We start from the raw sequence: 25,709 nt of genomic DNA, 5'->3' as shown, positions 1-25,709 counted from the left end.
ATCATGGAGGCCTATAGATTCAGAACTTGTAAAAATACGCAACTGTAATGCTAGGCCGCGACCCCAGCCGCCAGCGGCGCCCGGTATAGCTGCCAGTCGTCGTAGGCCGACAGCAAGATATGCGCGCCGTCCAACACATGGTCGTTGTTTAGCGGCGGCACACCCTGCAAGTTGATCACCCGCGGGGTCGGTTGGGGAATCGATGTCAACTGAAACGAAACTTCTAGTACAAGCATTTGGAGTCTGGCATTACAATCAGTATATTAACATTATTAATGTATATATTTAATGTTTCCATCCGTATTGCGAACACCAATCTCTGTTGCTAAGGTTGTACTCGGAACAAATACCATCATTATTTCTGGATTCGAGACTTCGAATTCGGACATTTGTTCTTTTTATACTGTGCGCGGCGCATACTTTTCAAACCCGATCAAGCGGCACGTGCCGCGTCACGCCCGATGGCACCAGTTACCAAAAAAGAGCGAGATGCTAATGCTAATCTATCTTATTTATGGACCCACCTGCAGCGGAAAAACAGACTTGGCAATCCAAATTGCACGAGAGACCGGATGGCCGGTTATCGCGCTGGATCGAGTACAATGCTGCCCTCAAATCGCCACCGGCAGCGGGCGTCCTTTAGAGTCGGAGCTGCAATCCACCCAGCGAATCTACCTAGATTCGCGCCCACTCACCGAAGGCGTGATGGAAGCAGAGGCCGCTCATCTCCAGCTCATATCGGCAATAGAGGATCGCAAATCTTCCCCTGGCCTCATCCTCGAAGGCGGTTCGATTTCCCTTCTGAACTGCATGGCCAAGGACTCCTATTGGAATGCCGGTTTCAGGTGGCACGTAAGGCGCCTGCGTCTTGCGACTCCGGATGTTTTCCTGCCGCGGGCAAGACTTCGAGTTACGGAAATGTTTGCCATCAAGGACGAGCGCCCATCCCTGCTGGAGGAATTGGCGGATCTCTGGAACCAGGAAGTTCTCCGGCCAGTATTGGAGGACATCGACGGATATCGCTGCGCGATACAGTTCGCCAAGGAAAATAACATCGAAATCAGCGAGTTGTTACATCTCGATCCGATGCGGCGGGAGGCGCTGATAGCGGCCATTGCCGAGGAATATCTTGAACACGCGCGGTGGCAAGAGCGCGAGTTCCCTGACTGGCAAGAAGGCGGGAATGTTGGGCTCACTCGTCTCCCGGCTTCACATGATGCTGGGAGCCCCCGGGACCTTAGATCGTTGGGCTAGGTCTACTCATGAGATTCAGCAAAAGCTTACTTTCGAGCTACGCGTCAATCTGAAACTTTGCCAACCGTGAGGTAAAATGACTATCTTGCTCATCTCCGGAATGGGGCCGGAATTTCCCGATAACAGGCTGCTGCGTGGTTCATCCTTCGAGCTCCTTATCAATCCTGAAATGGCTGCCGTCGGCTCTGGTAGGGCCAGATTTGATCTCTCGCGCCTTCAGTATAAAGCCGACGATGGGGGGGTCGTGCCGTTGCTTCGTGCACGTCGAGATGGCGGCGGGGCAAGGGCTATGAGCAATAGCTCTGCTGCCAAAGGCGCGTCCCAACCGGCTCGAACGTTCCACCTCACGACCTTCACGCTGCAGTCCATTCTCACTGAGGGGGGAGTTAAGTTCGACGCAATGCCAACTGAAAATATCTGGAAAGGGGTTGGAGGCGAACCCGCTGGTTCTTACGATGTCGTTCTCCTCTCAACCACCTTCATCTGGGACCGGCGCAGCTTGCTTCAGGCGATAAGTTGGATCGAGCTGCGATTCCCCGATGCAATCCTGATCCTTGGTGGTCAATACAGCAATCTCAAGTTCATGCAGATTATGCGAGATCATGGGAGCGTCGATTTTATCATTCGCGGAGATGCCGAATTTGCGTTGCCGGATTTGCTCAGTAAGCTCAAGGGAGGTGATCCCACCAGCGTTCCTAATCTCGTGTTTCGCGATGTAAATGGCCGACCACGGCTTACGCCGATCGCCTATATCGACCTGGACCAATACCCGTCACCCGCGCTAACCGGTCATGCACCGGTTGTACCTTACGAATCGATGCGGGGTTGTCCGTTCAGTTGCAAATTTTGCTCATTCCCGGCTGCATCGCCCCTGTGGAGATATAAGTCCGCAGATAAAATCGCGAGCGATTGGGAGCACTATAAAGTTCAAAACGGCGCAAGCTACGTCAAAGCGTTGGATTCAACGTTTACCGTACCTCCGAAGCGCCTCAGGGAGCTTTTGCCGAAGCTAGCTGCCATCGACATTCAATGGGAAGCATACACGCGAGCAAATTCAATCAAAGATGCCGAGCTCGTCCATCAGCTCGAAGACGCCGGCTGCAAATCTCTGTTCATCGGCTTCGAGTCAATGAGCGATGCGAGCCTCAGGAACATGGACAAGAAAGTCACGGCGCGAGCAAATCGTGTAGCTCATGAGCTTCTAGACGGAAGCACGATCAAACATTTCGTATCGTTTATTGTCGGTTATCCAGGGGAAACTCCCGATATGTTCGAGGAGACGAAGGCGTTCCTTGTCAACGAGTATTCCGGAGAATTCGCTCTTTACGTTTGCATGCTTCAGGACGAGACCATGCCTGTTTGGCAAGATGCAGAACGCTTCAACCTCAAAGTTGATGACCCGAGCGGCGAGGCACGGATCTGGAGCCACATCGGGATGGACTCCGATACAGCGCAGCGATTGCAGCTCGAAACTCTAAGGGAGGTTCGATGGAAAAGCGACACCGCAAACTTCCGATCTTGGCAACACGATTTCGAGGGTCCGCTTATAAGCAATGACTCCGGACGTCGGAACGCCGTAGTAGAAAAATTAGTCGATCGTCTCGGAATGATCAGTGCGGACGTCGAGGACGAAGGGCAAGCGCAGCGTCTTGAAAGTCAACTTCTCGGGCAACTTAATGGATATGGTGTGACGACGGCTTGACCCTGAGTTTAACGACGCCATGCGTTCACTTCCACACGTTGCCATTTCTGAAGAGGCTGATGACCGTCCACCGATCAGGTTGCATGCAGCTTTCCAACCCTGGAGGTGTTTGATGAACACTTCGACGAATGCACTCTCCGAAAAGGTCATTTTGTGCAACGAGCATGGTGAGGCCATCGGCACGGCTCCAAAGTCCGAAATCCATCACGCCCATACACCGTTGCACCTTGCCTTTTCGGTCTACATTTTTGATGACGACAAGAAGCTGCTCGTGACGCGGCGGGCATCGGACAAGATTACATGGCCCGGCGTTCTCACCAATAGTTGCTGTGGGCACCCGCGGCCGGGTGAATCGTTGATTGAAGCAATCGAGCGCCGGGTTCGAAAGGAATTGGGGATAGAGGTAAATGGCATTCGCCTTGTGCTACCCGAGTTTTCCTATCGCGCAGCAATGACGAATGGGATCACCGAACATGAATTGTGCCCCGTGTTCACCGCCCGCTGCCAAACCTTGAGCGTAACACCCGATCTGAATGAGGTTTCTGCGTGGCAATGGGTGGATTGGCAATGGTTTGTCGAAAGCTTACAGGATGGGCGCTTGCTGGTGTCGCCATGGTGTCGCGCGCAAGTCGAACTGCTCGCATCCTTTAATGCGGATCCATCGCAATGGCCCATAGCGGATGAGCTGAGCTTGCCAGAAGCCGCCAAAGCAAAAATATGAGTCGTTGGTTACGACGATTTGGCCGCGCCATTCCGTGCCCTGGTCTGGGCGCTCGAAACGGATCTTGGTGGATTGGAATATTCAAAGCCAATCTTGCGTAATGTTCATTTGTCATTTGTCGATGGGAGGAGCGTTTGAGATATTGCGTCTTTTCGGGCTCAAACAACGGCCGGAAACCAGACTATGTGAGCGCAGCAAAGCGCCTCGGCAAAGCTCTAGCGACGTCAGGCATCGGATTGGTGTATGGCGGCGCTTCGATCGGTTTGATGGGGACGATCGCCGATGCAGCCCGAAACAATGGCGGGGAGGTTATTGGGGTAATCCCGCGTGCACTGGCCGAGAATGAGGTTGCGCACACTGGTCTCGCTGATCTGCGCATTGTCGAGACCATGCACGAGCGCAAAGCGCTGATGGCAGCGCTGTCGGATGGCTTTATCGCCTTGCCAGGGGGATTGGGAACGCTTGAAGAACTGTTCGAAGTATGGACATGGGCGCAGCTTGGCTATCATAGTAAACCCTGTGGGCTGCTCGACACCGCAGGCTTTTATAGGAAGCTCGAATCCTTTCTTGATCACGTTGTTGACGAGGCGTTCGTGACTGCAAGCCATCGCAACATCCTCCTCGTCGAGGAGGACGCTGAGGCGCTCTTGTCTGCGATGGCAAAAGGTAGCGCCACGCTAAAGTCACGTTCAGAACAGAGCGATTTTTTAGGTGCGCTCCGCCACTAACTGAGCTCGCTTTGCCAGTTGCTAACGATATCCAGCAGTGACAGTAGTGGCAGTCACAGAGGCACGTAAATGATACCAAATTGCATCGAACGGTAGTGAATTGTGAAATGCGGTGTTTCGAAACGAGTTGGTACCACGAGCGCGCAGCTGCCCCCACGTACCTGTGATTCCTCTGTTAATTTTGTAACGAAATCGCTGTGGCAAACCATGGCAGATCTCATATTTCTTATTTCTCGCGGGATGCCGGGCTGAGGCGCATTCCAAAAAGGATGCGATTGGCCACAGGGCAGGTGAGTTATGAGAAGAACGTCGGAAGAGGCTGCAGCTACCGGGATGCGGATTTTGCGCTCTGCCGAAGCTATTTTTATCGAAAAAGGATACGATGACACCTGCTTGCAGGAAATTGCTGCTGAAGCGGCTGTAACAACCGGTGCCGTCCAGTGGCATTTCGGACAAAAAATGCACATTCTGTTAGCATTGCGCGATGAGCTGTGCTGGCATGCAAGAATACTGGGCAAGCTCCATGATGCGGGGATGGTCGAGAAGCCATTGAAGGCAGTCGCTGAGCTTGCCGCATCAGCCATTAACTACTTCGCTGCCAATTACAACTGCAGACGGATTTTCCAGATCTATGATAAGAAAGTCTCCGATACAGTCGCCTTCTATAATGAAGATCGCAAGTTCCAGCAGGAGGTGCGAGCTACGTTAGGGAGCGTCTTCGGATCCGCAGAGACGAGGAAAGAATTACTAGATCCCTGGACGTCCGACACTGCGACATATACCTTTTGGTTTGCAATGCGTGGAACGTTTCAGACCTGGCTCGAGGAAGATTCGAGGTTCGACTTGAAATCTGATGGCTTGCGTATCGTTCAGACGATGCTTTCCTCGTATGGGCGCGCCGATTTGGTCACTGGAGAAAACGAGCGGAGTTCGCTTGACCATTGGCATTTACTCTTCGCGTGACCGTTACCCTATGCCGCGGCAAAGGATAACGGTGACCTTGAAGGTTGACCGTTTGTCTACTGATGAGGATTCGAACGCGGGCCGCCAAGCATCGCTCGATATCGCGGACAAGTCCTTATGAAGATCAAGTTCGCGGGTCATGTGATAACATATCGCATAGTCAACGTTGTGGAACTCTTGATGATTCGTACGAGCCGCCAAACATTGGCTGTTGTAATGATATACCATGTCAGAACAGCAATCCGATGGGGCGGAAAGCATTATCTTAATGCACACGGAAATGGCGCGTCGGTGGGTGGAATACACCGACATAGAGGCCGTTAAGTTCTGCATGGTCATCGTCGGAAAGGTGGCAGCAGGCGACACGGCTGTGGCCTCTTGCTCTTTCAGCGTGAAATGCGTGTTGAAAGAGGGGTCTGAGTAGCAACGGAACAGAAAACATAGGGTAATCGCGGGAGCGCCGGCGCTGATGCGATTGCTGCATTGAAGGTGGTTGTTCCCCGATAAGATGAAAAACGGGCTCACGACTGTTGGCCGGGCCCAGCATCAAACGGAGAACAACCATGGGTGAATATATCGGTCTCGACGTTTCTTTAAAAGATACAACGGTTTCAATTCGGCGAAATGGCAAGCGGATCTGGCGGGGCAAGTGTGCTTCCGACCCGCAGGCGCTGGCGGCATTGATCCGCAAGCATGCGCCGGCTCCCGAGCGGGTCGTGTTCGAGACCGGCCCACTATCAGTGTGGTTCTTCCATGCGCTTACTGCGGAGGGATTGCCGGCGATCTGCATTGATGCACGGCACGCCAAAGCGGCGCTCGACATGGCACCGAACAAGACGGATGCGAACGATGCCGACGGACTGGCGCATTTGGCTGAGGTCGGGTTCTACCGGGCGGTCCGCGTAAAGAGCTTCGACAGCATGCTGACGCGGACGCTGGTCTCAGCCCGTGGCCAGCTATGTAAGACGATCGGCGATTTGTCGAACCAGATCCGCGGGCTGATGAAAACCTTCGGTCTCGTTATTCCGAAGGGAGCCGGTCGGGTTTTCGAAGACAATGTCCGTCGCCTCCTTGCGGACGAAGCTGCTTTGGGTCGGATTATGCTGCCGCTGCTTGAGGCATGGCGTAAGCTTGAGGACCCGCGCGGCCGAACTCGAAAAACAGCTGCTTGCATCATCACGCGGGAACAAGGCGGCCGCGTTGTTGATGTCAATCCCAGGGGTTGGTGCGGTGACCGCGTCATCCTATGTCGCCGCAATTGAGGACCCGGCCAACTTCAAGTCGTCTCGCTCGGTTGGTGCTTGGGTCGGCCTCACCACCAGGCGCTACCAGTCAGGCGAGGTCGACTATAGCGGTCACATATCTCGCCGGGGCGACTCGCATTTGAGAGCACTTCTCTACGAGGCAGCGACAACGATACTGACGCGGGTCACAGCTGACAGTGACCTTCGGACCTGGGGGACGGCACTGCGGGGGAAAATTGGGTTCAAGCGGGCGACGATAGCGGTGGTGGCCAGGAAGCTTGCCGTCATCATGCACAGTATGCTCAAGAGCGGACAGCCGTTCCAGCGCGTTGAGGGGGGCGCCGCATGATCAACAACAGCAACATATAGTCGACCATCTGACCGTTTGCGCCGCCTTCGCGGTGCGCCGAGATGTCCCTGCCGGGACGTGGGCTGGATCATTCCGATTATGTAGGTGCAGGAGCGGTCGCGCTCATTGCGGAGAAAACATAGGAAGACCCGTTCCGCGAAAGCTATAATGCGGCGGCATGTCCCGACCGCGAAGACGACCTTGCCCCGGCAGCAAAGACATCAAGCGCAGCTCGAGACCAGGCGCAAAATGGGCTTGACCAAAATGCGATTAGACGACAAGGGCTTCATGGCTCGGCCGGATCTGCGTTCTGTGGGTCGCGCAACGGCCTGAGTTCGCCGCGTGCTATAAATGGGCCTGTCGCAAATTTCTGCGTTTAACGGTTTATTGACCGTCGCACGAGAAATTCCCACTCCAGATGTTGTGGAGCGTACCGATGATTTTGAATGCGATTACCGAAAAGCTGAAGCGGCAGTCGAAGGATGATTTCAAAGGTAGACATTTCGAGGCATGGCTGATCGTACAAGCGGTCACCTGGTATTTGAGATATCCGCTGAGTTATCGAGATCTGGAAGACATGTTCGAAGAGCGCGGCTTTGAGGTCGATCATAGCACGATCAACCGCTGGGTATTGAGCTATGCGCCGATGATCGAGAAGCGTCTTCGCCAGTTTCGCCGGCCGCATTGCGGATCGGTTCGGATTGACGAGACCTACGTCAAGATCCGCGGCAAATGGCGCTATCTCTACCGAGCCATCGATAAGCATGGCAATCCGGTGGATTTCCTGCTGACCGCCAAGCACGATCTCGAAGCCGCCAAGCGGTTCTTCCGCAAGATGCTGAAAGATCAGCCTTTGTTGTCGCCGTACAAGATCGGCACGGATGGCGCCAATACCTTCCCGTCGGCGATCAAAACGTCGGTTGAAGACGGGCTGCTACGGCCCGATCCCGTGCATTATGTGACCAAGCACCTGCAACAAGGCATTGAGAGCGACCATTTCCGTGTGAAGAAGAACATGCCGAAGATTGGCGGCTTCCAATCCTTCAATACTGCGCGGCGAACGATTGCTGGTTTCGAGGCGATGCTATGGCTGAGGAAAGGCTTCGGCTTTTCCGGCGGATGGACAGTCAACGATCAGAATGATTTGGTTGCGCGCCTCTTCGGACTTACAAAGGTTAACAAACATGAAATGGCGTCGTTCGAGGGATAGCCTCGGCCTCTGTGGAGGTTTGCGACAAGCCCGATTATACCGACAGTAAGCGCGTGCTTCTTGCGCGATTGGCTGCAGCGCGGCAGTTGGTACCGTCGGAGGCCGCCACCCTTGAAAAGTTGACTGCTCAGGCAAACGAGATCATTGCGCTGACGGACCCGGCCGTAAAGGCTGGGATGCTCGATGACAACGACACTGCAACACGCCTGCTAAAGCAGGCTGACCCGCTGATCGACGCCGAGGTGGTCGGAGTTCGAGCCTGGATCGACGCCTTCAGCAAAAATATTGATTCGAAGAGCGACTTGTTGGATGGAAATGCCAACACGACGGTGACCTATGCCTTGGTGATACTTGCTGTCGTATTTGCAGCAGCTATCCTGATCGCGCTGTTGATTTCATCTCGTGGGATCACGCTTCCGATCGAACGGCTGCGGGCTCGCATGGCTGCTCTTGCTTCCGGCGACACTACTGCCGAAGTCCCGGGGTCCGACCGTAAGGATGAGCTCGGTCAAATGGCGACAGCAGTCTCTGTGTTCCGAGACAGTGCGATCGAGCGCATAAGACTGGAGGGTGAAGCGGACGCAGGCCGTAGCGTTTCGGAGAGAGAACGGATCGCGCGTGAGGCACAGAAGGCTCAGGATGCCGCTGATACTCAGTTAGCTGTCGACGGGCTGGGAACAGGGCTCACAGAACTTGCCGGTGGCAACGTCACATTCCGTATAGAGCAGCCGTTCGTCGCCCATCTCGACCAACTGCGGGTTAGCTTCAATTCTTCGATGGCCAAGCTTCAGGAGACATTGCAGGCTGTGGGTGACAATGCCCAGGCCATTGCTGCAGGCGCAAACGAGATCCGATCGGCCTCGGACGATCTTGCCAGACGGACAGAACAACAGGCGGCTTCAGTCGAAGAGACCGCCGCCGCTCTTGAAGAGATAACAACTACGGTCAAGGATTCTACGAGGCGAGCAGAGGAGGCTGGTTCTCTGGTTGGTCGTGCCCGTACAGGTGCTCGCAACTCTGGCGACGTTATGCGCGATGCGATTGCGGCAATGGAAGCGATCTCGAAGTCATCGAGTGAAATCAGCAACATCATCGGTGTCATTGACGATATCGCATTCCAGACCAACCTCCTTGCCTTGAACGCCGGTGTTGAAGCTGCACGGGCAGGGGAGGCCGGCAAGGGCTTCGCGGTTGTTGCCCAAGAGGTGCGGGAGCTCGCTCAGCGGTCGGCCAAAGCGGCGAAAGAAATCAAATCGCTGATCTCAACTTCTGGTCAGCAGGTCCACAGCGGCGTCGATCTTGTTACGAAAACCGGTCAATCCCTTCAGCAAATTGTCGTCGAGGTCGAAGAGATTGACGGCAATGTCAAGGCGATCGTTGAGGCCGCACGCGAACAAGCAACTGGACTTAATGAGATCAACACGGCCGTAAATAGCATTGATCAAGGCACGCAGCAAAATGCTGCTATGGTCGAACAAGCGACTGCCGCCAGCCATAGTCTCGCCAAAGAGGTCGCATCGCTCAACGAGCTCCTCGCTCAGTTCACTCTTCAAGGCGGCAGGGCACAAAGTCGGCCAATGATCGTCACTCAGCGGTCGGTATCGGCTCAGTCGCCGGCGCGATCCCTTCGGGTGAAAGTTGCAGGCGCATTTGGAGGAGCCGCCGGCGCGTCAGCGGCGGCAGCGGCGAATTGGGAGGAGTTTTGAGCCGCGAATTAGTCGACGAAAACCGAGAGCAGCCTGCCTTTTTTCACTGTGGCAGGCCTACCGACTAGATGTCTATGCATCTGCAATATCAGATGTACGACAGGGCTGCCGGTTCGATTCCTTTCAAGCGCAAATAGCAAAGAAACTCAACTCTGTCCGAGAACACTATAGCTCAGTTGATTTGGCGTCCTCCTCACTACAGTGAGGCGTTGGACGCGCGCGCCGCAGCCTGGCCTGTCATTCGCAACACGAACACCATCCGCCTAACTTGTTATGGGGGGAACCACCGACGGCGCGACCCTGCACCGCTGACCTCGATCGCATTGATGCAACGCCCGCATAAGTCCTATCAGCTTGCGCGCACTAATCTCCGATCACCGGTCCGAGAACCGTTGGACAACTCATTGAAAATCTTTGCGCAGTCGATGTCTCGCTTTCCAAGGAGATGCTGACGAAGCTGGATGAAATCTGGCCCGGCTACGGCAAGGGTGCACCGGAAGCCTACGCCTGGTAGGCCCATGGGCGGGCGGCACCCCCAAGGTTTCGCCCGCCACGAATTGCGTCGGCCTGTTAGGCCTTTATCGGATCGATCCGAACAGTCGCAGCGCGGGCGCGTTCGGAAATCATGGACCCCAGGTAGGAGCTTTTTCCATACTTCGCCCGGTAGGCGTCATCGATCGTGTCATTCATTGTCCCATCGTCGGGTTCGAATGCAACTTCGAGGATTTCACCTGCCGTCTTGATCATCCCGGCCTTCTGTTTCACCGCAGCCTGGTACCAGCGCGACTTTTGACCGTTGTAGCCGCGTACGTAGAGCGCGTCGCCGACGACGACGGACCATATCCATGTGGGTGTCCCATAGGTGACGCCGTCGTCACGAAACGGTGCGACATGGAGATCGTCGCTGCTGCCGATCGGGGCCAGTTGTTCCTTGGACCATGCCATCGAAAATTCCTTTCTGATGAGTGCGAGCGCCGCGAAAGTGTTGGCGGTGCTCGAATCCATTTAATTACGAACTGAGCGTTCAGACGCCACGCTTTTCGAAGACGTCTTTGAAGACCGGCACGGCCGACATGACGTTCGGCCACCCCGTATAGAAGGCGAGATGTGTCAGGACTTCCGATGCCTGTGCCTTGGTGAGCCCGTTGTCCATCGCCTTGTTCAGATGGAACGTGACCTGGGCGACCTGACCCGTTGCGACGAGGGCGCTGATGGTCACCAGGCTCCGATCGAGATCGGGGCGCAGCCACAGGTCCGTGAAGAGTTCGCCGGTGTATTTGACGACGCCGACGGAGACCGGGCCGACATTGGTCTCGACCGTGGTCGCACGCTTGGCTTCCGCTTCTTCATCGATCAGCAGAAGCGTTGGCGATGCGATGGGAAGCTGGTCGATCGTGATGCCGCGCTCGGCGAAGATCGTCTTTGCAGCCGCGACAGCTTCCATTGCATTCGGGAAGCCCGAATAGAACGCCAGGTGCGTGATGATCTCGGACAGTTCGGCGGGGTTGACACCGCTGTCGAGGGCTACCTTGAAGTAGAACGGCATGTCGCTCGCCTGGTTTCTGGCGATCACCTCAGCGACCGTGATGACGCTGCGGTCGCGGCGGGAAAGGTCCGGGCGGCTCCAGACTTCGCCGAGCAACTTCTGCTGGGTATATTTCTCCAAAGCGGCGAAACGGATCGGACGTCTTCGACGGTGATCCGTGCTGTCGATCCATTCTGGAATTTCTCCTCGGCATTCACTGGGGCGGCGGCAAGCGATAGGGACAATGCGGCTGCGGCGATCTCTTTCAAGTTTCCATTCCTTCCATGTTCTAGCCACCGAATCCGGCCTGTATGGAAGAGATAGGTTCAACGGCCCGCGGGATAAGGCCGCGATCCTGATAGGACTTATGGGATTGCGGCATGAATAAGTCGCGACATCAGCCGCGCTCCCGCAGGGCGTCGAGGACGACTATGAATGCGGCGGACGCCTGGCGGCGGCTTGGATAATAGAGATGATAGCCCGGATAGGACGGGCACCAGTCGCCCAGCACCTGCACGAGGCGGCCCGCTTCGATCTCCGGCATCGCAAGACCCTCAGGAATGAACCCCAGCCCGAAACCGTCGATCGCCATCGTCATGATCTGCGTGATGCCGTTGCAGGTCATCTGTCCGTCGACGCGGACACGCAGTTCCTGGCCATCCTTCTCGAATTCCCAAGCGTACAGCCCCCCTCGGGTCGGCAGGCGCAGGTTAATGCAATTGTGGTTGGTGAGGTCCTGCGGAGTGTTGGGCGCGGGGTGGTTTTGCAGATATTTCGGTGAGCCGATTACGATCATCCGCTGCTCGGGACTGATCCGGGTGGCGATCATCCCCTGCGACACCATTTCGCCGAGGCGGACACCTGCATCGAAGCGCGCGGCGACGATGTCGGTCAGGCCGTAATCGACCACGAACTCGACTTTGATATCCGGATATTCGCCGAGAACCTTCCTGAGTTTTGGCCATAGGACATGGTCGATGGCGAAGTCTTCGGAGGTGATGCGGATGGTGCCGGCAGGTTTTTCCCTGAGGTCCGTCAACGCGTGTAGTTCGCTTTCAATCTCTTCGAACCGCGGCCCAATCGACGTCAGCAGCCGCTCGCCTTCTGGCGTCGGAGATACGCTTCGGGTGGTGCGGGTCAGCAACCTTACGCCGAGGCGTTCTTCAAGGTCGCGGATCGTGTGGCTCAGCCCGGATTGGGAAATCCCCAGCTTGGCGGCGGCTTTGGTAAAACTCCGTTCGCGCGCCACGGCCAGGAAAGCCAGGAGGTCGTTGACGTTCTCTCGCAGCATCGATTTGCCCCTGAATAATTCGAGGCAGCTTTAACAGAAACTGGGAGAACCGAACAGTCACTTATGCGGGGCAGCCATAAGTCTATTCAGCATTCTACGCCTAATCGTTCTCAATCGGGTGCCCTATCTTATGGTTCAGAATTCAGCTCAAGGAGACGACAATGGAAATCACACGAAACGGCACGAACGCATCCGGCAAGGGTCCGGCGGACTGGTTCACGGGCACCGTCCGCGTCGATCCGATGTTCCCGGCAAACGAAGCGCGCCGCGGCTCCGCCGCGGCCGTCACATTCGAACCGGGTGCCCGAACGGCTTGGCACACGCATCCACTCGGCCAGACGCTCGTCGTCACCGCGGGCTTCGGACGCGTCCAGCGTGAGGGCGGCCCGATCGAAGAAATACGTCCGGGCGACATCGTCTGGTTTCCTCCGGGCGAGAAGCACTGGCACGGTGCGTCGCCGACGACCGCCATGACTCACATCGCCATCCAGGAGAACCTCGACGGCAAGGTCGTCGACTGGATGGAACACGTCTCGGACGACGAATACCAAGGCTAATCCAGCGGCCATCCGAAACCGCGATCTAACGATCCGCATCAGCCCAGCGTTGGCGCGGGACGTTGGTGGTCGTCCAAATTTCCGTTGACGGACGGCGATATCTAGTCGTCGCCTGACAACTCAGACACATCGAAGGAAATCGCATGAGCTTTTCATTTGAAAACAAGGTCGCCCTCGTCACGGGCGGGGCATCGGGCATGGGTCTCGCGGCCGCGAAAGCGTTCGCACAGGCGGGCGCTGCAGTCACGCTGGCCGACGTCAACGAGGACGCGGTTCGCGCTGCTGCGGACCAACTGACCGCGGCGGGCCACAAGGTTATCGGTGTCCGCTGCGACGTTAGCAAAATGGAAGAGGTTGAGGCCATGGTAGACATGACGGTCGCCACGTTCGGTCGCCTGGATGCCGCCTTCAACAACGCCGGAGTCCAGAGCCCGGTGGCGGAGACCGCCGACGCCGATCCCAAGGACTACGACTTCGTTATGAACGTCAATCTCCGCGGCGTCTGGAACTGCATGAAGTACGAGCTGATCCAGATGCGTAAGCAGGGCAGCGGTACCATCGTCAACAACTCGTCGCTAGGTGGCATCGTCGGGATTGCCGAACGCGGCATCTACCATGCCTCAAAGCACGGCGTCGTCGGCCTGACGAAAAGCGCTGGTCTCGAATACGCGCCGAAGGGGATCCGGATCAACGCGATCTGCCCCGGCATCATATCGACGCCGATGGTTACCGATATGCTGGAGACCCAGCCGGAAGCCATGGACATCATGATGAAGGACGTGCCGATCGGCCGGCTCGGAACCGCGGAGGAAATCGCGGACGCCGTTCTATGGCTCTCCAGCCCGTATTCAACCTTCGTCATCGGTCATGCGCTTCCCGTTGACGGCGGATACACGGTTCGTTGAGGTCGCGGTCGGGGAGGCGATTCGTCGGTTCCCCGCCAGCCACGAAGACTTGCATTGCATGATGTCGGTAACGTCTCCAGAACACTGCAACCGTTGACTACCATCGAAGGACTGCCAGCCTTGCAGACTGAAAACCACGGACCATCCGGAATATCGCGCCCGATGACGTTTTCTATTCGCGATCTCAGGCGGAGCCGCGGTCGGTAACCTCTACTGGGCGCAGCCCCTGCTCACCGATATTGCATCGTCGTTTCACGTCTCGATAGGTTCCGCAGGCGCACTCGTCACAACGACCCAGATTGGCTACGCGCTTGGCATTCTCCTGATCGTTCCGCTCGGCGACACGCTAAACAGACGGAGGCTCATCCCGGCGGTGATGACCTGTTCCGCTTTCGCGCTTCTCGCCTGCGCGTTCGCTCCGTCATTCGCCGCGATGCTCGCGACCCTGTTCGCGGTTGGCCTGACGACGGTCGCCGGGCAAATCCTCACCCCACTCGCTGGCGATCTTTCCAGACCCGAAGAGCGTGGCCGGGTCGTGGGGACGGTGGTTTCCGGCCTGATCATGGGCATTCTCCTGTCGCGCACGATCAGTGGCTTTGTCGCCGCCACGTTCGGCTGGCGCTCCATCTACATCGTGGCTGCCGTCGTCATCCTGATCTTGGCCGGTGTACTTGGTCGCGTACTGCCATCCGACCAGCCTCGGCCCAAGGTATCATACGGGGCCCTTCTCAAATCCGTCTTCGCAGTCATCGGAAGGCATCGTGCTGTCCAGGTCACGCTGGTGATCGGTGGCATGATGTTTGCCGTTTTCTCGATGTTCTGGACGGGCCTCACCTTCCTGCTCAGTTCGCCCCTGTTCTCATACTCCGTCAGCCAGATCGGTCTGGTGGGTCTCGTCGGTCTGGCAGGCGCTATGGCCGCCCAGCGGGCAGGATGGCTGCATGACCGTGGATGGTCGGTGGCCGGGACTGGCGGCGCTCTGGCACTGGCATTCGTATCGCTGTTGATCGGCGGGTTCGGAGCTACCTCGATCATTCCGGTTCTGGTCTCCGTGCTCCTGCTGGACATCGCGGTCCAGGCGACAAACGTCCTCAACCAGACCCGACTGCTTTCCGTCGACCCGAATGCCCGCAGTCGGCTGAATACGGCTTTCGTCGCCTGCAATTTCATCGGCGGCGCTATCGGCTCAGCTGTGACCGGGGTGCTCTGGGAGTACGGTGGATGGAGAGCGGTGGTGGGAGGCGCATCCGTGTTGGTCTTGTCCGCCATTGTCGTCTGGTTTGCATGCCGAGGGGCTCTATCGACCGTGCGGCGCTAGGAGCCACTATTTGGCTGGAGCGCCTGACGGGCTCGGCAAGATGAGCGTTACGCTCAGCAGGCACCCGAGGCCGGAAATTGCGATCACCCATCCCATCGGCCACGGCGTGCCATTGGCCATCGCACCCGCGGTCGCCGAGCCGATGACGCCACTCCCATACTGAATCGATCCGACCAGCGCCGACACCGCGCCCGCCCTGGTCGGAAATCCAGAGAGCGCGCCCGAGATCGCGTTGGCCGTGACGAAGCCGTTCATCGCCGTGAACAGCCAGAGGCAGATCGCCATTGCGGGCAATCCGCCGAAATCGGTTCCCGTCACCAACGCCAGAAGCGCCCCGGCGATGGTCGCTCCAACGCCTCCGAAGCGCAACATCCGATCGCTTCCCATCCTTGTCAACAGACGGGAATTGACGAAGTTGGCGGTCATCAATCCAACCGTGCCGACCGCGAATACGATGCCATAGAGCTGCGGCGACAGGTGATGGTAGTCGATATAGGCAAAGGACGAACTGGAGATGTTGGCGAAAACGCCGCTGTAGAAAAAGCCCACAGCCCCGGCGTATCCGATCAGTCTTCGGTCGCGTAGCAGACTTGCGTAGGCGGCGAAGGCTCCGGCCATCGATTGCGTATTTCGACGGTTTTCCGAAAGGGTCTCCGGAACGGTGAACAGCGCGATAAGGGTCAGCAAACCTATCCCCACCAGAAACCAGAATATCGTCTGCCAAGATCCCAGCCGCAGGATCAGTCCGCCGACACTCGGGCCGAGGAGTGGTGCTACTGCCATGATGGTCATCAGGGTCGAAAGCACCTTGGCAGCTTGATCCCGCTCGTAGAGATCGCGGACCATGGCGCGCGCGAGAACGACGCTCGCGCAGGCGCCGACCGCCTGGATCAGCCGGGACGTTATCAGCTCGAACCCGTCTGTCGACAGAGCACACCCGGCCGAGCCGATCATGAAAAGAACAAGGCCGATTGCAACAGGGATGCGCCGTCCGAAGCGATCGCCGATCGGTCCCCAGAACAACTGTCCGAGCGCGAAGCCGACAAGATAGCCGGAGACGCTATACTGGAGCGTGTCCTGGCTTGCATGGAGCGCGACCACCATACTCGGCATGGCCGGAAGATAAAGGTCGGTGGATATGGACGCGAAGGCAAGGAGAACGCCGAGCACGGTCATCGTCCACATATTGGACAGCTTTGACGTTGACTGTTCCGCTTTGGCGGTCGCGCTTCCGGTTTCGTTTCTCAAGTCATCGCTTCCATATTGCCATTCGTTGCAAGCATCACCGGATTGAGCCGATGGCGCGAGGTCCAGTCTAATCTATCGAAGTCAGCAGAATTAGGTGCCTGGACGTGAAGAGACTTATGAGCTGCATCACTGAATGTAGGAGCCGCTTTTCTTGCCTAGCCATTGCATGTAGAGATATATTCGCCCTTCCCGCTCAGTCTGACCTCTTGCGAAGGTCTCGCAGGCCGATCAGAGCGACGACGGTTGCTGTGAGCAGGATCGCCCCGCTGAAGACGAACACGAACGAAATTCCTCTGGTATCGAAAATCGCTCCGCCGAGCGCCGCACCAAGGGTCATGGCGATCTGGATGGCGGCGACGAGCAGGCCACCGCCGCTTTCGGCCTCGTCCGGCACCGTGCGGGTCAGCCATGTCGACCAGCCGACGGGAATGGTGCCGAACGAGAAGCCCCAAAGAGCGACGATGACCGATATGAGGATAGCGGACGCTCCGAATAAGACCGCGGCAATCGCGAGAATGCTCATCAGCAGCGGCACCAGCCAGAGCGTCACCCAGAGGTTCGTCCTGAGCAGCCAGCCGGACACCGACGTGCCGATGAAGCTGCCGATACCGAAGGCGAGAAGGATTAGGGACACGCCGTTGACGCTCGCATGCGTCACGGTCTCGAGGAAGGGCCGCAGGTAGGTGAAGAAGGCGAAATGTCCGGCAAAGACCAGGGTGACTGCCAGCATGCCGAGACCAATCCGAGGACGCTTCAAAACATGGAAGAGGGTTGCAAGGCGGGCCTGGCCGCGGGACGGCATGGAGGGCAGCGACACGAACTGCCAGACGAACCCTGCGGCGGCCAGAACGGCGGCGACGGTGAACACACCGCGCCAACCGATGAGGCCGCCTAAATAGCTGCCGATCGGTGCCGCAGCCACCGTCGCGACCGAGACGCCTCCGAAGATGATGGAGAATGCTTTCGGAACCGCGTCTTCCGGAACCAGCCGCATGGCGAGAGCCGCCGATAGTGCCCAAAAGCCACCGAGCGACAGGCCAAGCAACATTCGACCGACAAGCAGCACCGCCAGATTGGGCGCGAGAGCCACCGTGAGATTCGATAGGATTTGGATCGCAGACAACCAGAGAAGCAGATTGCGGCGATCGAGACCGCGCGTGGCGACGGCAATGAAGATGCTGGTCACCAGGGCGACGACAGCCGTGGCAGTCACTGCCTGGCCCGCCATGCCTTGCGTGATGCCGAGGTCCGCTCCCATCGGGGTCAGCAGACTGACGGGAAGCATTTCGGCCGCGGTCAGGCTGGAAACGCCGAGGCCCGTTGCCCAGACCGCCGCCCAGCGGGACGTGGGGGAGGCCGTCTCCAAAATTGCATCTGCCATGATGGTTCCCGTTCAGTTGTTCGTACGCCAACATAGGGGATGTCAGCCTATCCTATTAGTCGCTATAATGCGGATGTCGTATTAAGCAGGGCTAAGTAATGGCGCGTGAAAACATCGATGACCTCCAAGCTTTCGTGGCCGTGGCACGGGAACAGAGTTTTACGCGCGCGGCTGCGATGCTCGGGGTGTCACCGTCGGCGCTCAGCCAGACGATCAGCGCGCTCGAAGCACGGATCGGGGTCCGTCTGCTGACCAGGACCACCCGCAGCGTATCCGTCACGGAAGCTGGAGATCGCCTCCTCAACGAGGTCGGACCGCGCCTTGACGGCATCCAGGCGGCTCTGACCTCGATGAACGACCTGAGAGAGAGGCCCGCCGGGAATATCCGCCTGACGAGCGACGAGCACGCGGCCGAAGCCATCATCTGGCCAGTGCTGGAGCGGTTCCTGCCGGAATATCCAGACATCAAGGTCGAGGTGATCATCGACTATGGATTGAGCAACATTGTCGGCGAGCGATACGATGCCGGCGTCAGGCTGGGCGAAACGGTCGCCAAGGATATGATCGCCGTGCCGATCGGCCCGAAGACCCGAATGGTCGTCGTCGGCGCACCGTCCTATCTCGCGGACCGGACGAAGCCGAAGGTGCCGCAGGACCTCACGGGCCATCGATGCGTCAATTTCCGGCTGCCGACGCTCGGCGGCCTCTACGCCTGGGAATTCGAAAAGAACGGCCGAACCATCAACGTTCGGGTCGACGGACAGGTCACTTTTAATGGGCTTGGCGTTATCATGAAAGCCGTTCTGTCAGGCGCGGGACTGGCCTACATGCCTGAAGATGAAGTTCGCCACCTTGTCGACGACGGCTCGCTGACGCTTCTGTTGCAGGACTGGACGCCGCTCTATCCCGGTTATCACATTTATTACCCAAGCCGCCGCCAGCAAACTCCCGCGTTCAGCCTGCTGCTCGCCGCTCTTCGATACAAAGGAGCAAGCTAGGAACGCGCGCCCTCGGAAGGGTCCGATTATTTAGCGCTGCTTAATGCGGCATGCGGATTGCCACGGGTAATCGTTTCCGTCACAGTCTCTATATCCCTCATCATCGCGGTATCGCAGACCGCTCCGTTTGGATGAAAAGGATTTCAGCGATGAGGCACATCAAACTTGGGAACACGGGCATCTCGATCTCGAAGCTTGCCCTCGGAACCATGACCTTTGGCGACGAGACGCCGGAAGAGGAGGCGTTCGCCATCATCGACGCCTACGTCGAAGCCGGCGGCAACCTGATTGACACCGCCAACGTCTATGTTGGCGGCGTCGCCGAAGAGGTCATCGGACGCTGGTTCGCCGCCCGGCCGAAGGAAGTCACCGACCGCGTCATTCTCGCCACCAAGGGCAGGGCTGGCAGCGGCGAGGACCCCAATGCAGTTGGCCTGTCACGCCGCCATCTCCACCGGGCCCTGGAAGGTTCCCTCAAGCGGCTCGGTGTGGATACCGTCGATCTGTACCAGCTACACGCCTCCGACATGCACACACCCGTGGAAGAGGCGCTGACGTTCCTCGACGAGGCCGTCAGGGCTGGCAAGATACACTACTTCGGTCTTTCCAATTTCACGGGCTGGCAACTGCAGCTGTTCGCGTCGACGGCGAAGGCAATGGGCATCCAGATTCCCGCCAGTCTTCAGCAGCAGTACAGCCTCCTCTCCCGCGAAAGCGAATGGGAGGTCGTTCCGGCAGCCCTTTACAACGACATGAGCATTCTGCCCTGGTCACCTCTGGCAGGTGGCTTCCTTGCCGGGAAATATCAGAGGGGAGGCGATCCAGCGTCCGACACGCGGGCGGGGTCAACGAAGGAACTCTATCAATGGGTCTCCGAAGAATACGCCGAGTCGGATCGGAACTGGGCGACCATCGACGCGGTCTTCAGCATTGCCCGCGAATGCGCTGCGACGCCGAGCCAGGTGGCGCTAAGCTGGATCGGCAACCGTCCCGGCGTCGCAGCGCCTATCTTCGGCGCGAGGACCCTCAAGCAGCTCAAAGACAATATCGGAGCGGTGGAACTGGTGCTTGACGAGCAGGCGACCGCGGCACTCGAGGCGGTCAGCCGCCCCACGCCTGGCGGCTACCCCTATGGGGCATTCGGTGCGGGCCAGCGAAACCGCGACATGAAGGACGGCGTGCCAGCACCGGGACTTCCGGTCTCGGGTGGTTCCAAGCACCCGCTCGGCCGCGCCTGACGGGCAAACGAAAACTGGCCGTCAGTCTTCATCGATGACGGCGGCCAGACGCAATTCGGGAATCACATCATGAACAAACTCGTTAGCCGCCGCGATCTCTTTCGTGGCGGAGCCATCGCTGTCGCGATCATCGCTTCCAGTTCCGTGCCTGCATTGGCGCAGACTGCACGGCCAAAATCCGGTTCGCGCATCGATCCACGCGACGTTCAGCTGTTGTTTGGCGACATGCAGGTGGGCCTCGTGTCCCGCTCGAAGACAAATTCGCCCAAGGCGATATCCCGCTCGGCGGGCGTCCTTGCCAAGGTTGCGGAAACGCTGCGCCTGCCAACGCTGTTCAGCGTCGTCACGGTTGCCGGCGGCTCCGCCGACCTCATTCCAGGTCTGAAGCCCTTCGCCACCGGTAGCAATACCATTCACAGGATACCCATCAGTCCTTTCGGCGACCCGAAGACGGTGGGGGCTTTGCGCGAAAACGACCGCAAGACGCTGGTCATCTCAGGCTTCGCAGCGGAGGCCGTCGTGCTGCAGGCGACGCTCGATGCCATCGCCGCGGGCTACACGGTCTACTTCGTCGTCGACACGATCGGCAGCCAATCGACACGCACGGAGATGGCGGCGTTCGAGGAGATGGAGCAGGCCGGCGCAATCCCCACTTCCGTTCTCAGTCTTTCAACGAGGCTGGTCCGGGACTTTGTCAGTACTCCCGGATCGGACGTCTTCGCGGCGCTCGGCCCGGTCCTTAAAAGCTGACGGCGGGACCTCCGCCATCCGTGAGTTCGCCGGAGTCTACCAATTCGAACAGGAATTGCCACATGGACAACGTCACCGGAAAAGTCATCGTCATCACCGGAGCCAGCAGCGGACTTGGTCAGGCGGCCGCCCGTCTTCTTTCCGCGAAGGGGGCCAAGGTCGTCCTCGGCGCGCGGCGAGCCGACCGCATTGCCGAGCTTGCCGAGGAACTGAAATCGAAGGGCGGTCAGGCCGTCGCTCTTGCCACGGACGTCTCGAGGAGAGCCGATGTCCAGGCGCTCGTTGACGAAGCCGTCAAAACGTTCGGCACGATCGACGTCATGATCAACAATGCAGGGGTGATGCCGCTCTCCCTGCTCGAAAGCTTGGACGTCGACGCGTGGGACGCCATGGTCGACATCAACCTGAAAGGCGTCATGTACGGCATTGCCGCGGCTCTCCCGCACATGATCGCGCGGAAGTCCGGACACTTCATCAACGTGGCGTCGACGGCAGGTCACCGGGTTGCCCCAACGACGGCGATCTACTCGGCGACCAAACACGCGGTTCGCGCCCTCTCGGAAGGGCTACGCCAGGAGATGTCGCCCCACAATATCCGTTCGACGATCATCTCCCCGGGGGCGTCTTCGACCGAACTGATGGGACTGGTGAAAGACGAGGGTCTGCTCGAGCACATGCGGACTGCCGCGACATTCGCTCTTCCGCCGGAAACTTTTGCCGAGATGGTGCTTTTTGCCATAGGTCAGCCGGAAAGCGTCGACGTGAATGAAATCCTGTTCAGGCCGACAGTGCAGCAGGCGTGAAGGCTTGGAGGTAGAATGAATTCGGAACCGGATGTCGCGATCATCGGCGGCGGGGCGGCGGGCATCGGCGCGGCAAGAGCGCTGGCTGGAAAAGGTCTGTCGATCGTGTTGCTCGAGGCGATGGATCGTTTGGGCGGCAGGGCGTGGACGGCTAAAACCTCAGCGGGGCCGCTCGACCTCGGCTGCGGCTAGCTGCATTCCGCCGACCGGAATCCCTGGACGAAGATCGCTGGGGCTTCCGGGTTCCACGTAATCGAAGGGCCTAGCGCCTGGGGCCAGCAGTATCGGGATTTGGGATTTTCGCTGGAAGACCAAAAGCAGCACGGCAGTCGGCGTCGGAATTCCAGCAAAGACTCCGCGAGTGGCCGCCCGCAAGCGACAGGGCATCGAATGGCCTACTTCCCGACGGAAAATGGAACGCCTATCTGCAGGCAATTAGCGGCTTCGGCAATGGAGACGAACTCGAACGAATTTCGGCACGCGACTACATGGCCTACGAAACGGCGTCGACCAACTCCAACTGGCGTGTGGCCAGTGGCTACGGCGCGCTGGTTTCCTCGAGCATCCCAGGGGAAGTCGAGGTCAGCCTACGGACGCCGATCGAGGAGATCAGGGTAGAGGGCGAGCGGCTGGAAATTCGAACCCCGCTCGGCACGCTGTGGCCAAGGTCGCTGATCGTGACCGTCTCGACAAATGTGATCGCGGGCGATCTCATCGCATGGCCGGACAAGCTCCAGTCGTGGCAAGAGGCTGCAAGCTGTCTTCCGCTTGGAAACAACGAGAAGCTGTTCCTCGAGATCGTTGGCGGCGGGTTCGAGCCTGAAACCCACGTCATCGGCAACCCGACCGATGCCGAGACGGGCAGCTATTACCTGCGGCCGATGGGGCTCCCGGTCATCGAATGCTTCCTCGGTGGCGCACGGGCTCGATCAACCTCCCGGACTCGCGCGGATGAGGCGTTCGAGCGCGCCTTGGACGAACTTCGCTCGCTGCTCGGTTCCGCTGCCTGCGCCAGCCTCAAGCCTCTCGTCTCGTCCGATTGGACCAACACGCCGTGGATCGGTGGCGCATACAGTCATGCACTGCCGTTGCATTCGGGCGCGAGGCTTCGGCTTGCGACGCCGTTCCAGGACCGGATATTCGTCGCCGGAGAGGCCACGCATCCGACCGACTTTTCAACGGCGCATGGAGCGTTGGAAAACGGCATACGCGCGGCGGGAGAAGTGCTGAACTCCTTCTAGGCCAATTTCAGCGGGCGAAGACTTTCGGGTCGCCGCGGACAACGGGCAAAGTCGGATGCGGACGCGATGTTCATTGCGACCAAGTACCCAGACGTCTGCGCCTAAAGGAGGTGCTCGAAATGGCCCTCCTATGGTGGCAAACACTTTTCGCCTATGTCCCAGTCGTTTGCGATAACAACCTGAAACAGGTAGCCCATCCCGGCCGTGCAAACAGGCAAACCTCAATGTCCAAGTGATCCTCTCCCAGCCCACTACCTTGTGGGAGGCTCATGTTCTTTCGAACTTCCAAGAAGGTACCAGCCAACGGCACCAAGCACGACACATCCGCCAATAAAGACTGGAACCCCGATGCGTTCATCATAAAACAGCCATACCCAAAATGGTCCCAAAACGACGTCCAACATTGAGAGGAACCCCGCCTCTCCCGAGCCGATCAATCTTGATCCCATGAGGACGAGCACATAAGCGATACCGGTCGTCAGGACGCCATAAAGTGCGCAGGCCAGTAGCTGTAAGGGTGACGGGATTACGAACTGCATGAACGGCACCGCTACAAAGACGCAGAGCGCGGCGGAGCAAACGGTCATCATAGGCATGTCAAGGGTGGGATATCGCCTTGCGATCACGAGCTGGAATGCAAAGCCTGACGTCATCACGAACGCCGCTGCTATGCCTATTATATCGCGTGTGGCGACGGCGGCCCCAACGGTCAGCGCCACACCGCAAAATGCGACGATGCCGGCAATAACAAAGCGAGATGTCACACGTTCCTTAAACCACAAGAATGCGATTGTCGTCGCCAGGAAGGGGAGGGCCGCATAAACGGTCATGACGTTCGCGACTGAGGTCCACTGTAAAGACGCGATGTAAGCTATTGCGGCAACAACTGAGACCATGCAGGCGAATATGCCGGGCCACCCGAAACACCGAGGGCTCGCGCCTTGCTCAGCACGTTTGCGAAGTAGAATGTAGATGCCAAGCGTTACAAACGAAAACCCCGAGCGCCAGGCGACGATAGACCACATATCAAGGTTTGCCATCCTCACGAACAGCCCGGCGGTGCTCCACAAAACTGCCTACGTTAAAACAAGGGCGATGCCAACAGGCCGTGTTTGTGTTAGGGTCATAAAAAGCTCGCGACGGAGGAAACAAATGAACTTTTTTAGTAGTAGATGAGTCGTCTAGTAATGGCCATTCAATCTACGACGCGGGAAAAACTTATTTCCGAGGGCATGCGCCAACTGCTGGCACACGGCTACGAGGGCATTGGTATCGGGCCTATATTGACCTCGGTGAAAGTGCCAAAGGGTTCATTCTACCATTTTTTCAAAAGCAAAGATGATTACGTGGTTGCGATCATTGAGGCCTATGAGGAGAAGTATCGGGCCGTTCGCGAGGCAATTTTCAACGATACGTCGATCAGCCCACTGTCGAGGTTTGACGAGTACTTCGCGGTGCTGGAACGAGAGATTACCGATGAGCACCCATCCGGCGGTTGCCTCTACGGCGTCATCGCACAAACGGTCACATCACGGAACCCAACTGTATCCACCAAGCTATCGGCGTCGTATCGCCAATGGGAGGATAGCATCCGCCAACTGCTGGCGCTTGCCCAAAGTTTGGGTCAAATCGACAAGCAGGTAGATGTCGACAGCGCGGCGGTCAGTGTGGTCGATGCATACGAGGGTACCTTGATACGGATGAAGGCAACGGGCGATACGGCGGCGTTCAAGCGTTTTCGGAAGGTCGCAATTCCCAGACTAGTTGGCGCACTGCCGGATTAGGCAGATGGACGGCTAGCAAGGGTGCCGGTAATCGTCAGCCGCCTACCATTAACTTGGTAGGTATTCTCGGCTCCAGGAAGTACTCGCAGCGCCTCCATCGACCAGATCACGGATCTGCGCCTCGGTGTACCCCATCGAGCCAAGGACAGCTTTCGTCGATGCTCCATATTTTTCGGCCGCGGGATGAGCGTAAATATTGCTGGTCGGCCATGTGGTCACTCAGCTCGACCCCTATGCTGTACGTTCAACGACTGGAAATCGACATCGCGGCGGGCATGGGCAGGGCCAACGTCGTAATTGCCTATTTCGACCGGGAACAGCGCGTTGACGTCACCAAAGGCGAAAATACTGGCCAGCAGCTCGCTTACATGCACAGCGTCCCGGACGTCACGGAACGGACACGGATGCCGCAGGAAAGGGAACGATCACGGGCCAGCGTCTGTATCAGCTGGTCCGCCAGAAGGGGCCGGTGGCCGATCATACATTCCAGATCAAGTTCCTCGATCCCGGTGTTCAGGCCTACGCGTTCACATTCGGTTAGGACCGACTTTGATGATGGAGAGACGATGAAGCTGTTTATGTTTTATATCGGTGGTGATTGCGGGAATTCGAACATTGAACTGCATGATGTGAGGTTTTCGATCGGTGAGACTGCGGAGGATTGCCGCGACGATCTGCGCAATCAATGGTGGGGCGATCCAAAGAGCTTGCACCTCGATTGCTGGGGCGCGGTCGAACGTACGCATCCGAGCTGAACCGGATTGCGGATTTGAGTGATCGTGTGGATGCTCTG

General features: G+C 57.9%; 20 protein-coding genes and 5 pseudogenes. 19 read left to right on the top strand and 6 right to left on the bottom strand.

Annotated features, from left to right (window positions below; all coding sequences use genetic code 11):
- The first annotated feature begins 495 nt into the window (after positions 1-495).
- From EQW76_RS26695 to EQW76_RS26660, 8 genes and pseudogenes are all read left to right on the top strand, one after another.
- Positions 496-1,254, top strand: a complete 759-nt coding sequence (locus EQW76_RS26695) for an isopentenyl transferase family protein (protein ID WP_142832312.1) — start codon at positions 496-498, stop codon at positions 1,252-1,254.
- 76 nt (positions 1,255-1,330) lie between these two features.
- Complete coding sequence (locus EQW76_RS26690; RefSeq protein ID WP_142832313.1) at positions 1,331-2,956, top strand: radical SAM protein; 1,626 nt, start codon at positions 1,331-1,333, stop codon at positions 2,954-2,956.
- A 112-nt stretch (positions 2,957-3,068) separates the two neighbouring features.
- Positions 3,069-3,677: an isopentenyl-diphosphate Delta-isomerase gene (gene idi / locus EQW76_RS26685; RefSeq protein ID WP_143123422.1), complete on the top strand. Its 609-nt coding sequence runs from the start codon at positions 3,069-3,071 to the stop codon at positions 3,675-3,677.
- A 134-nt stretch (positions 3,678-3,811) separates the two neighbouring features.
- The gene (locus tag EQW76_RS26680; protein WP_142832315.1) at positions 3,812-4,405 is read left to right on the top strand and encodes a TIGR00730 family Rossman fold protein; all 594 of its coding nucleotides are present in this window, start codon (positions 3,812-3,814) and stop codon (positions 4,403-4,405) included.
- 297 nt (positions 4,406-4,702) lie between these two features.
- Positions 4,703-5,368 carry a TetR family transcriptional regulator gene (locus EQW76_RS26675; RefSeq protein ID WP_142832316.1) on the top strand — a complete coding sequence of 222 codons (666 nt, stop codon included), beginning with the start codon at positions 4,703-4,705 and terminating at the stop codon, positions 5,366-5,368.
- A 563-nt stretch (positions 5,369-5,931) separates the two neighbouring features.
- Positions 5,932-6,961: pseudogene (locus EQW76_RS26670) on the top strand (IS110 family transposase).
- A 436-nt stretch (positions 6,962-7,397) separates the two neighbouring features.
- Positions 7,398-8,171 carry an IS6 family transposase gene (locus EQW76_RS26665; RefSeq protein WP_142832317.1) on the top strand — a complete coding sequence of 258 codons (774 nt, stop codon included), beginning with the start codon at positions 7,398-7,400 and terminating at the stop codon, positions 8,169-8,171.
- An 80-nt stretch (positions 8,172-8,251) separates the two neighbouring features.
- Positions 8,252-9,877 (top strand): annotated as a pseudogene (locus EQW76_RS26660) (methyl-accepting chemotaxis protein); the annotation flags it as partial.
- A 570-nt stretch (positions 9,878-10,447) separates the two neighbouring features.
- Here the strand turns inward: EQW76_RS26660 and EQW76_RS26655 are convergent.
- The 3 genes and pseudogenes from EQW76_RS26655 to EQW76_RS26645 all read right to left on the bottom strand — a co-directional run bounded on the left by EQW76_RS26655 (position 10,448) and on the right by EQW76_RS26645 (position 12,693).
- A complete protein-coding gene (locus EQW76_RS26655) occupies positions 10,448-10,822 on the bottom strand; it encodes a DUF2255 family protein (protein WP_142832319.1) in 375 nt (124 codons plus the stop codon).
- Between the two features lie 79 nt (positions 10,823-10,901).
- Positions 10,902-11,620: pseudogene (locus EQW76_RS26650) on the bottom strand (carboxymuconolactone decarboxylase family protein).
- Positions 11,621-11,799: 179 nt separating this feature from the next.
- The gene (locus EQW76_RS26645) at positions 11,800-12,693 is read right to left on the bottom strand and encodes a LysR family transcriptional regulator (protein ID WP_142832320.1); all 894 of its coding nucleotides are present in this window, start codon (positions 12,691-12,693) and stop codon (positions 11,800-11,802) included.
- A gap of 161 nt (positions 12,694-12,854) precedes the next feature.
- On the opposite strand from EQW76_RS26645, the gene EQW76_RS26640 reads away from it, so the two are divergent.
- From EQW76_RS26640 to EQW76_RS26630, 3 genes are all read left to right on the top strand, one after another.
- Positions 12,855-13,250, top strand: coding sequence for a cupin domain-containing protein (locus tag EQW76_RS26640; RefSeq protein WP_142832321.1), 396 nt, complete (start codon positions 12,855-12,857; stop codon positions 13,248-13,250).
- A 143-nt stretch (positions 13,251-13,393) separates the two neighbouring features.
- Positions 13,394-14,155, top strand: a complete 762-nt coding sequence (locus tag EQW76_RS26635; RefSeq protein ID WP_142832322.1) for a glucose 1-dehydrogenase — start codon at positions 13,394-13,396, stop codon at positions 14,153-14,155.
- 181 nt (positions 14,156-14,336) lie between these two features.
- Positions 14,337-15,473, top strand: coding sequence for an MFS transporter (locus EQW76_RS26630; protein WP_142832323.1), 1,137 nt, complete (start codon positions 14,337-14,339; stop codon positions 15,471-15,473).
- Between the two features lie 6 nt (positions 15,474-15,479).
- Here EQW76_RS26630 and EQW76_RS26625 read toward each other — a convergent pair whose 3' ends face one another.
- On the bottom strand, positions 15,480-16,721 hold the full coding sequence (locus EQW76_RS26625) for a multidrug effflux MFS transporter (protein WP_244615573.1): 1,242 nt from the start codon (positions 16,719-16,721) through the stop codon (positions 15,480-15,482).
- 193 nt (positions 16,722-16,914) lie between these two features.
- Positions 16,915-18,102, bottom strand: coding sequence for an MFS transporter (locus EQW76_RS26620; RefSeq protein ID WP_142832324.1), 1,188 nt, complete (start codon positions 18,100-18,102; stop codon positions 16,915-16,917).
- Positions 18,103-18,200: 98 nt separating this feature from the next.
- Here EQW76_RS26620 and EQW76_RS26615 point away from each other — a divergent pair, with 98 nt between their 5' ends.
- The 5 genes and pseudogenes from EQW76_RS26615 (at position 18,201) to EQW76_RS26595 (ending at position 23,132) form a co-directional block, all read left to right on the top strand.
- Complete coding sequence (locus EQW76_RS26615; protein WP_143123421.1) at positions 18,201-19,100, top strand: LysR family transcriptional regulator; 900 nt, start codon at positions 18,201-18,203, stop codon at positions 19,098-19,100.
- 149 nt (positions 19,101-19,249) lie between these two features.
- A complete protein-coding gene (locus EQW76_RS26610) occupies positions 19,250-20,338 on the top strand; it encodes an aldo/keto reductase (protein ID WP_142832326.1) in 1,089 nt (362 codons plus the stop codon).
- A gap of 69 nt (positions 20,339-20,407) precedes the next feature.
- A complete protein-coding gene (locus tag EQW76_RS26605; protein WP_142832327.1) occupies positions 20,408-21,088 on the top strand; it encodes an isochorismatase family protein in 681 nt (226 codons plus the stop codon).
- Positions 21,089-21,150: 62 nt separating this feature from the next.
- Positions 21,151-21,891: an SDR family oxidoreductase gene (locus EQW76_RS26600; RefSeq protein ID WP_142832328.1), complete on the top strand. Its 741-nt coding sequence runs from the start codon at positions 21,151-21,153 to the stop codon at positions 21,889-21,891.
- 15 nt (positions 21,892-21,906) lie between these two features.
- Positions 21,907-23,132 (top strand): annotated as a pseudogene (locus EQW76_RS26595) (FAD-dependent oxidoreductase).
- Positions 23,133-23,383: 251 nt separating this feature from the next.
- On the opposite strand, the gene EQW76_RS26590 reads toward EQW76_RS26595, so the two are convergent.
- On the bottom strand, positions 23,384-24,202 hold the full coding sequence (locus EQW76_RS26590; protein ID WP_280176916.1) for a DMT family transporter: 819 nt from the start codon (positions 24,200-24,202) through the stop codon (positions 23,384-23,386).
- Positions 24,203-24,319: 117 nt separating this feature from the next.
- Between EQW76_RS26590 and EQW76_RS26585 the strand changes: the two genes are divergently transcribed.
- The 3 genes and pseudogenes from EQW76_RS26585 to EQW76_RS26580 all read left to right on the top strand — a co-directional run bounded on the left by EQW76_RS26585 (position 24,320) and on the right by EQW76_RS26580 (position 25,671).
- The gene (locus EQW76_RS26585; protein ID WP_142832329.1) at positions 24,320-24,916 is read left to right on the top strand and encodes a TetR/AcrR family transcriptional regulator; all 597 of its coding nucleotides are present in this window, start codon (positions 24,320-24,322) and stop codon (positions 24,914-24,916) included.
- 379 nt (positions 24,917-25,295) lie between these two features.
- Positions 25,296-25,457, top strand: a pseudogene (locus tag EQW76_RS29165) (hypothetical protein); the annotation flags it as partial.
- Between the two features lie 25 nt (positions 25,458-25,482).
- On the top strand, positions 25,483-25,671 hold the full coding sequence (locus EQW76_RS26580; protein WP_348539988.1) for a DUF1543 domain-containing protein: 189 nt from the start codon (positions 25,483-25,485) through the stop codon (positions 25,669-25,671).
- Positions 25,672-25,709 lie beyond the last annotated feature (38 nt).

This window comes from Rhizobium sp. rho-13.1 (genome assembly GCF_007000305.1).
Classification (GTDB): Bacteria; Pseudomonadota; Alphaproteobacteria; order Rhizobiales; family Rhizobiaceae; genus Rhizobium; species Rhizobium rhododendri.
The sequence above is the reverse complement of the archived record's forward strand: the minus strand, read 5'-3'. Positions and strand labels throughout refer to the sequence as shown.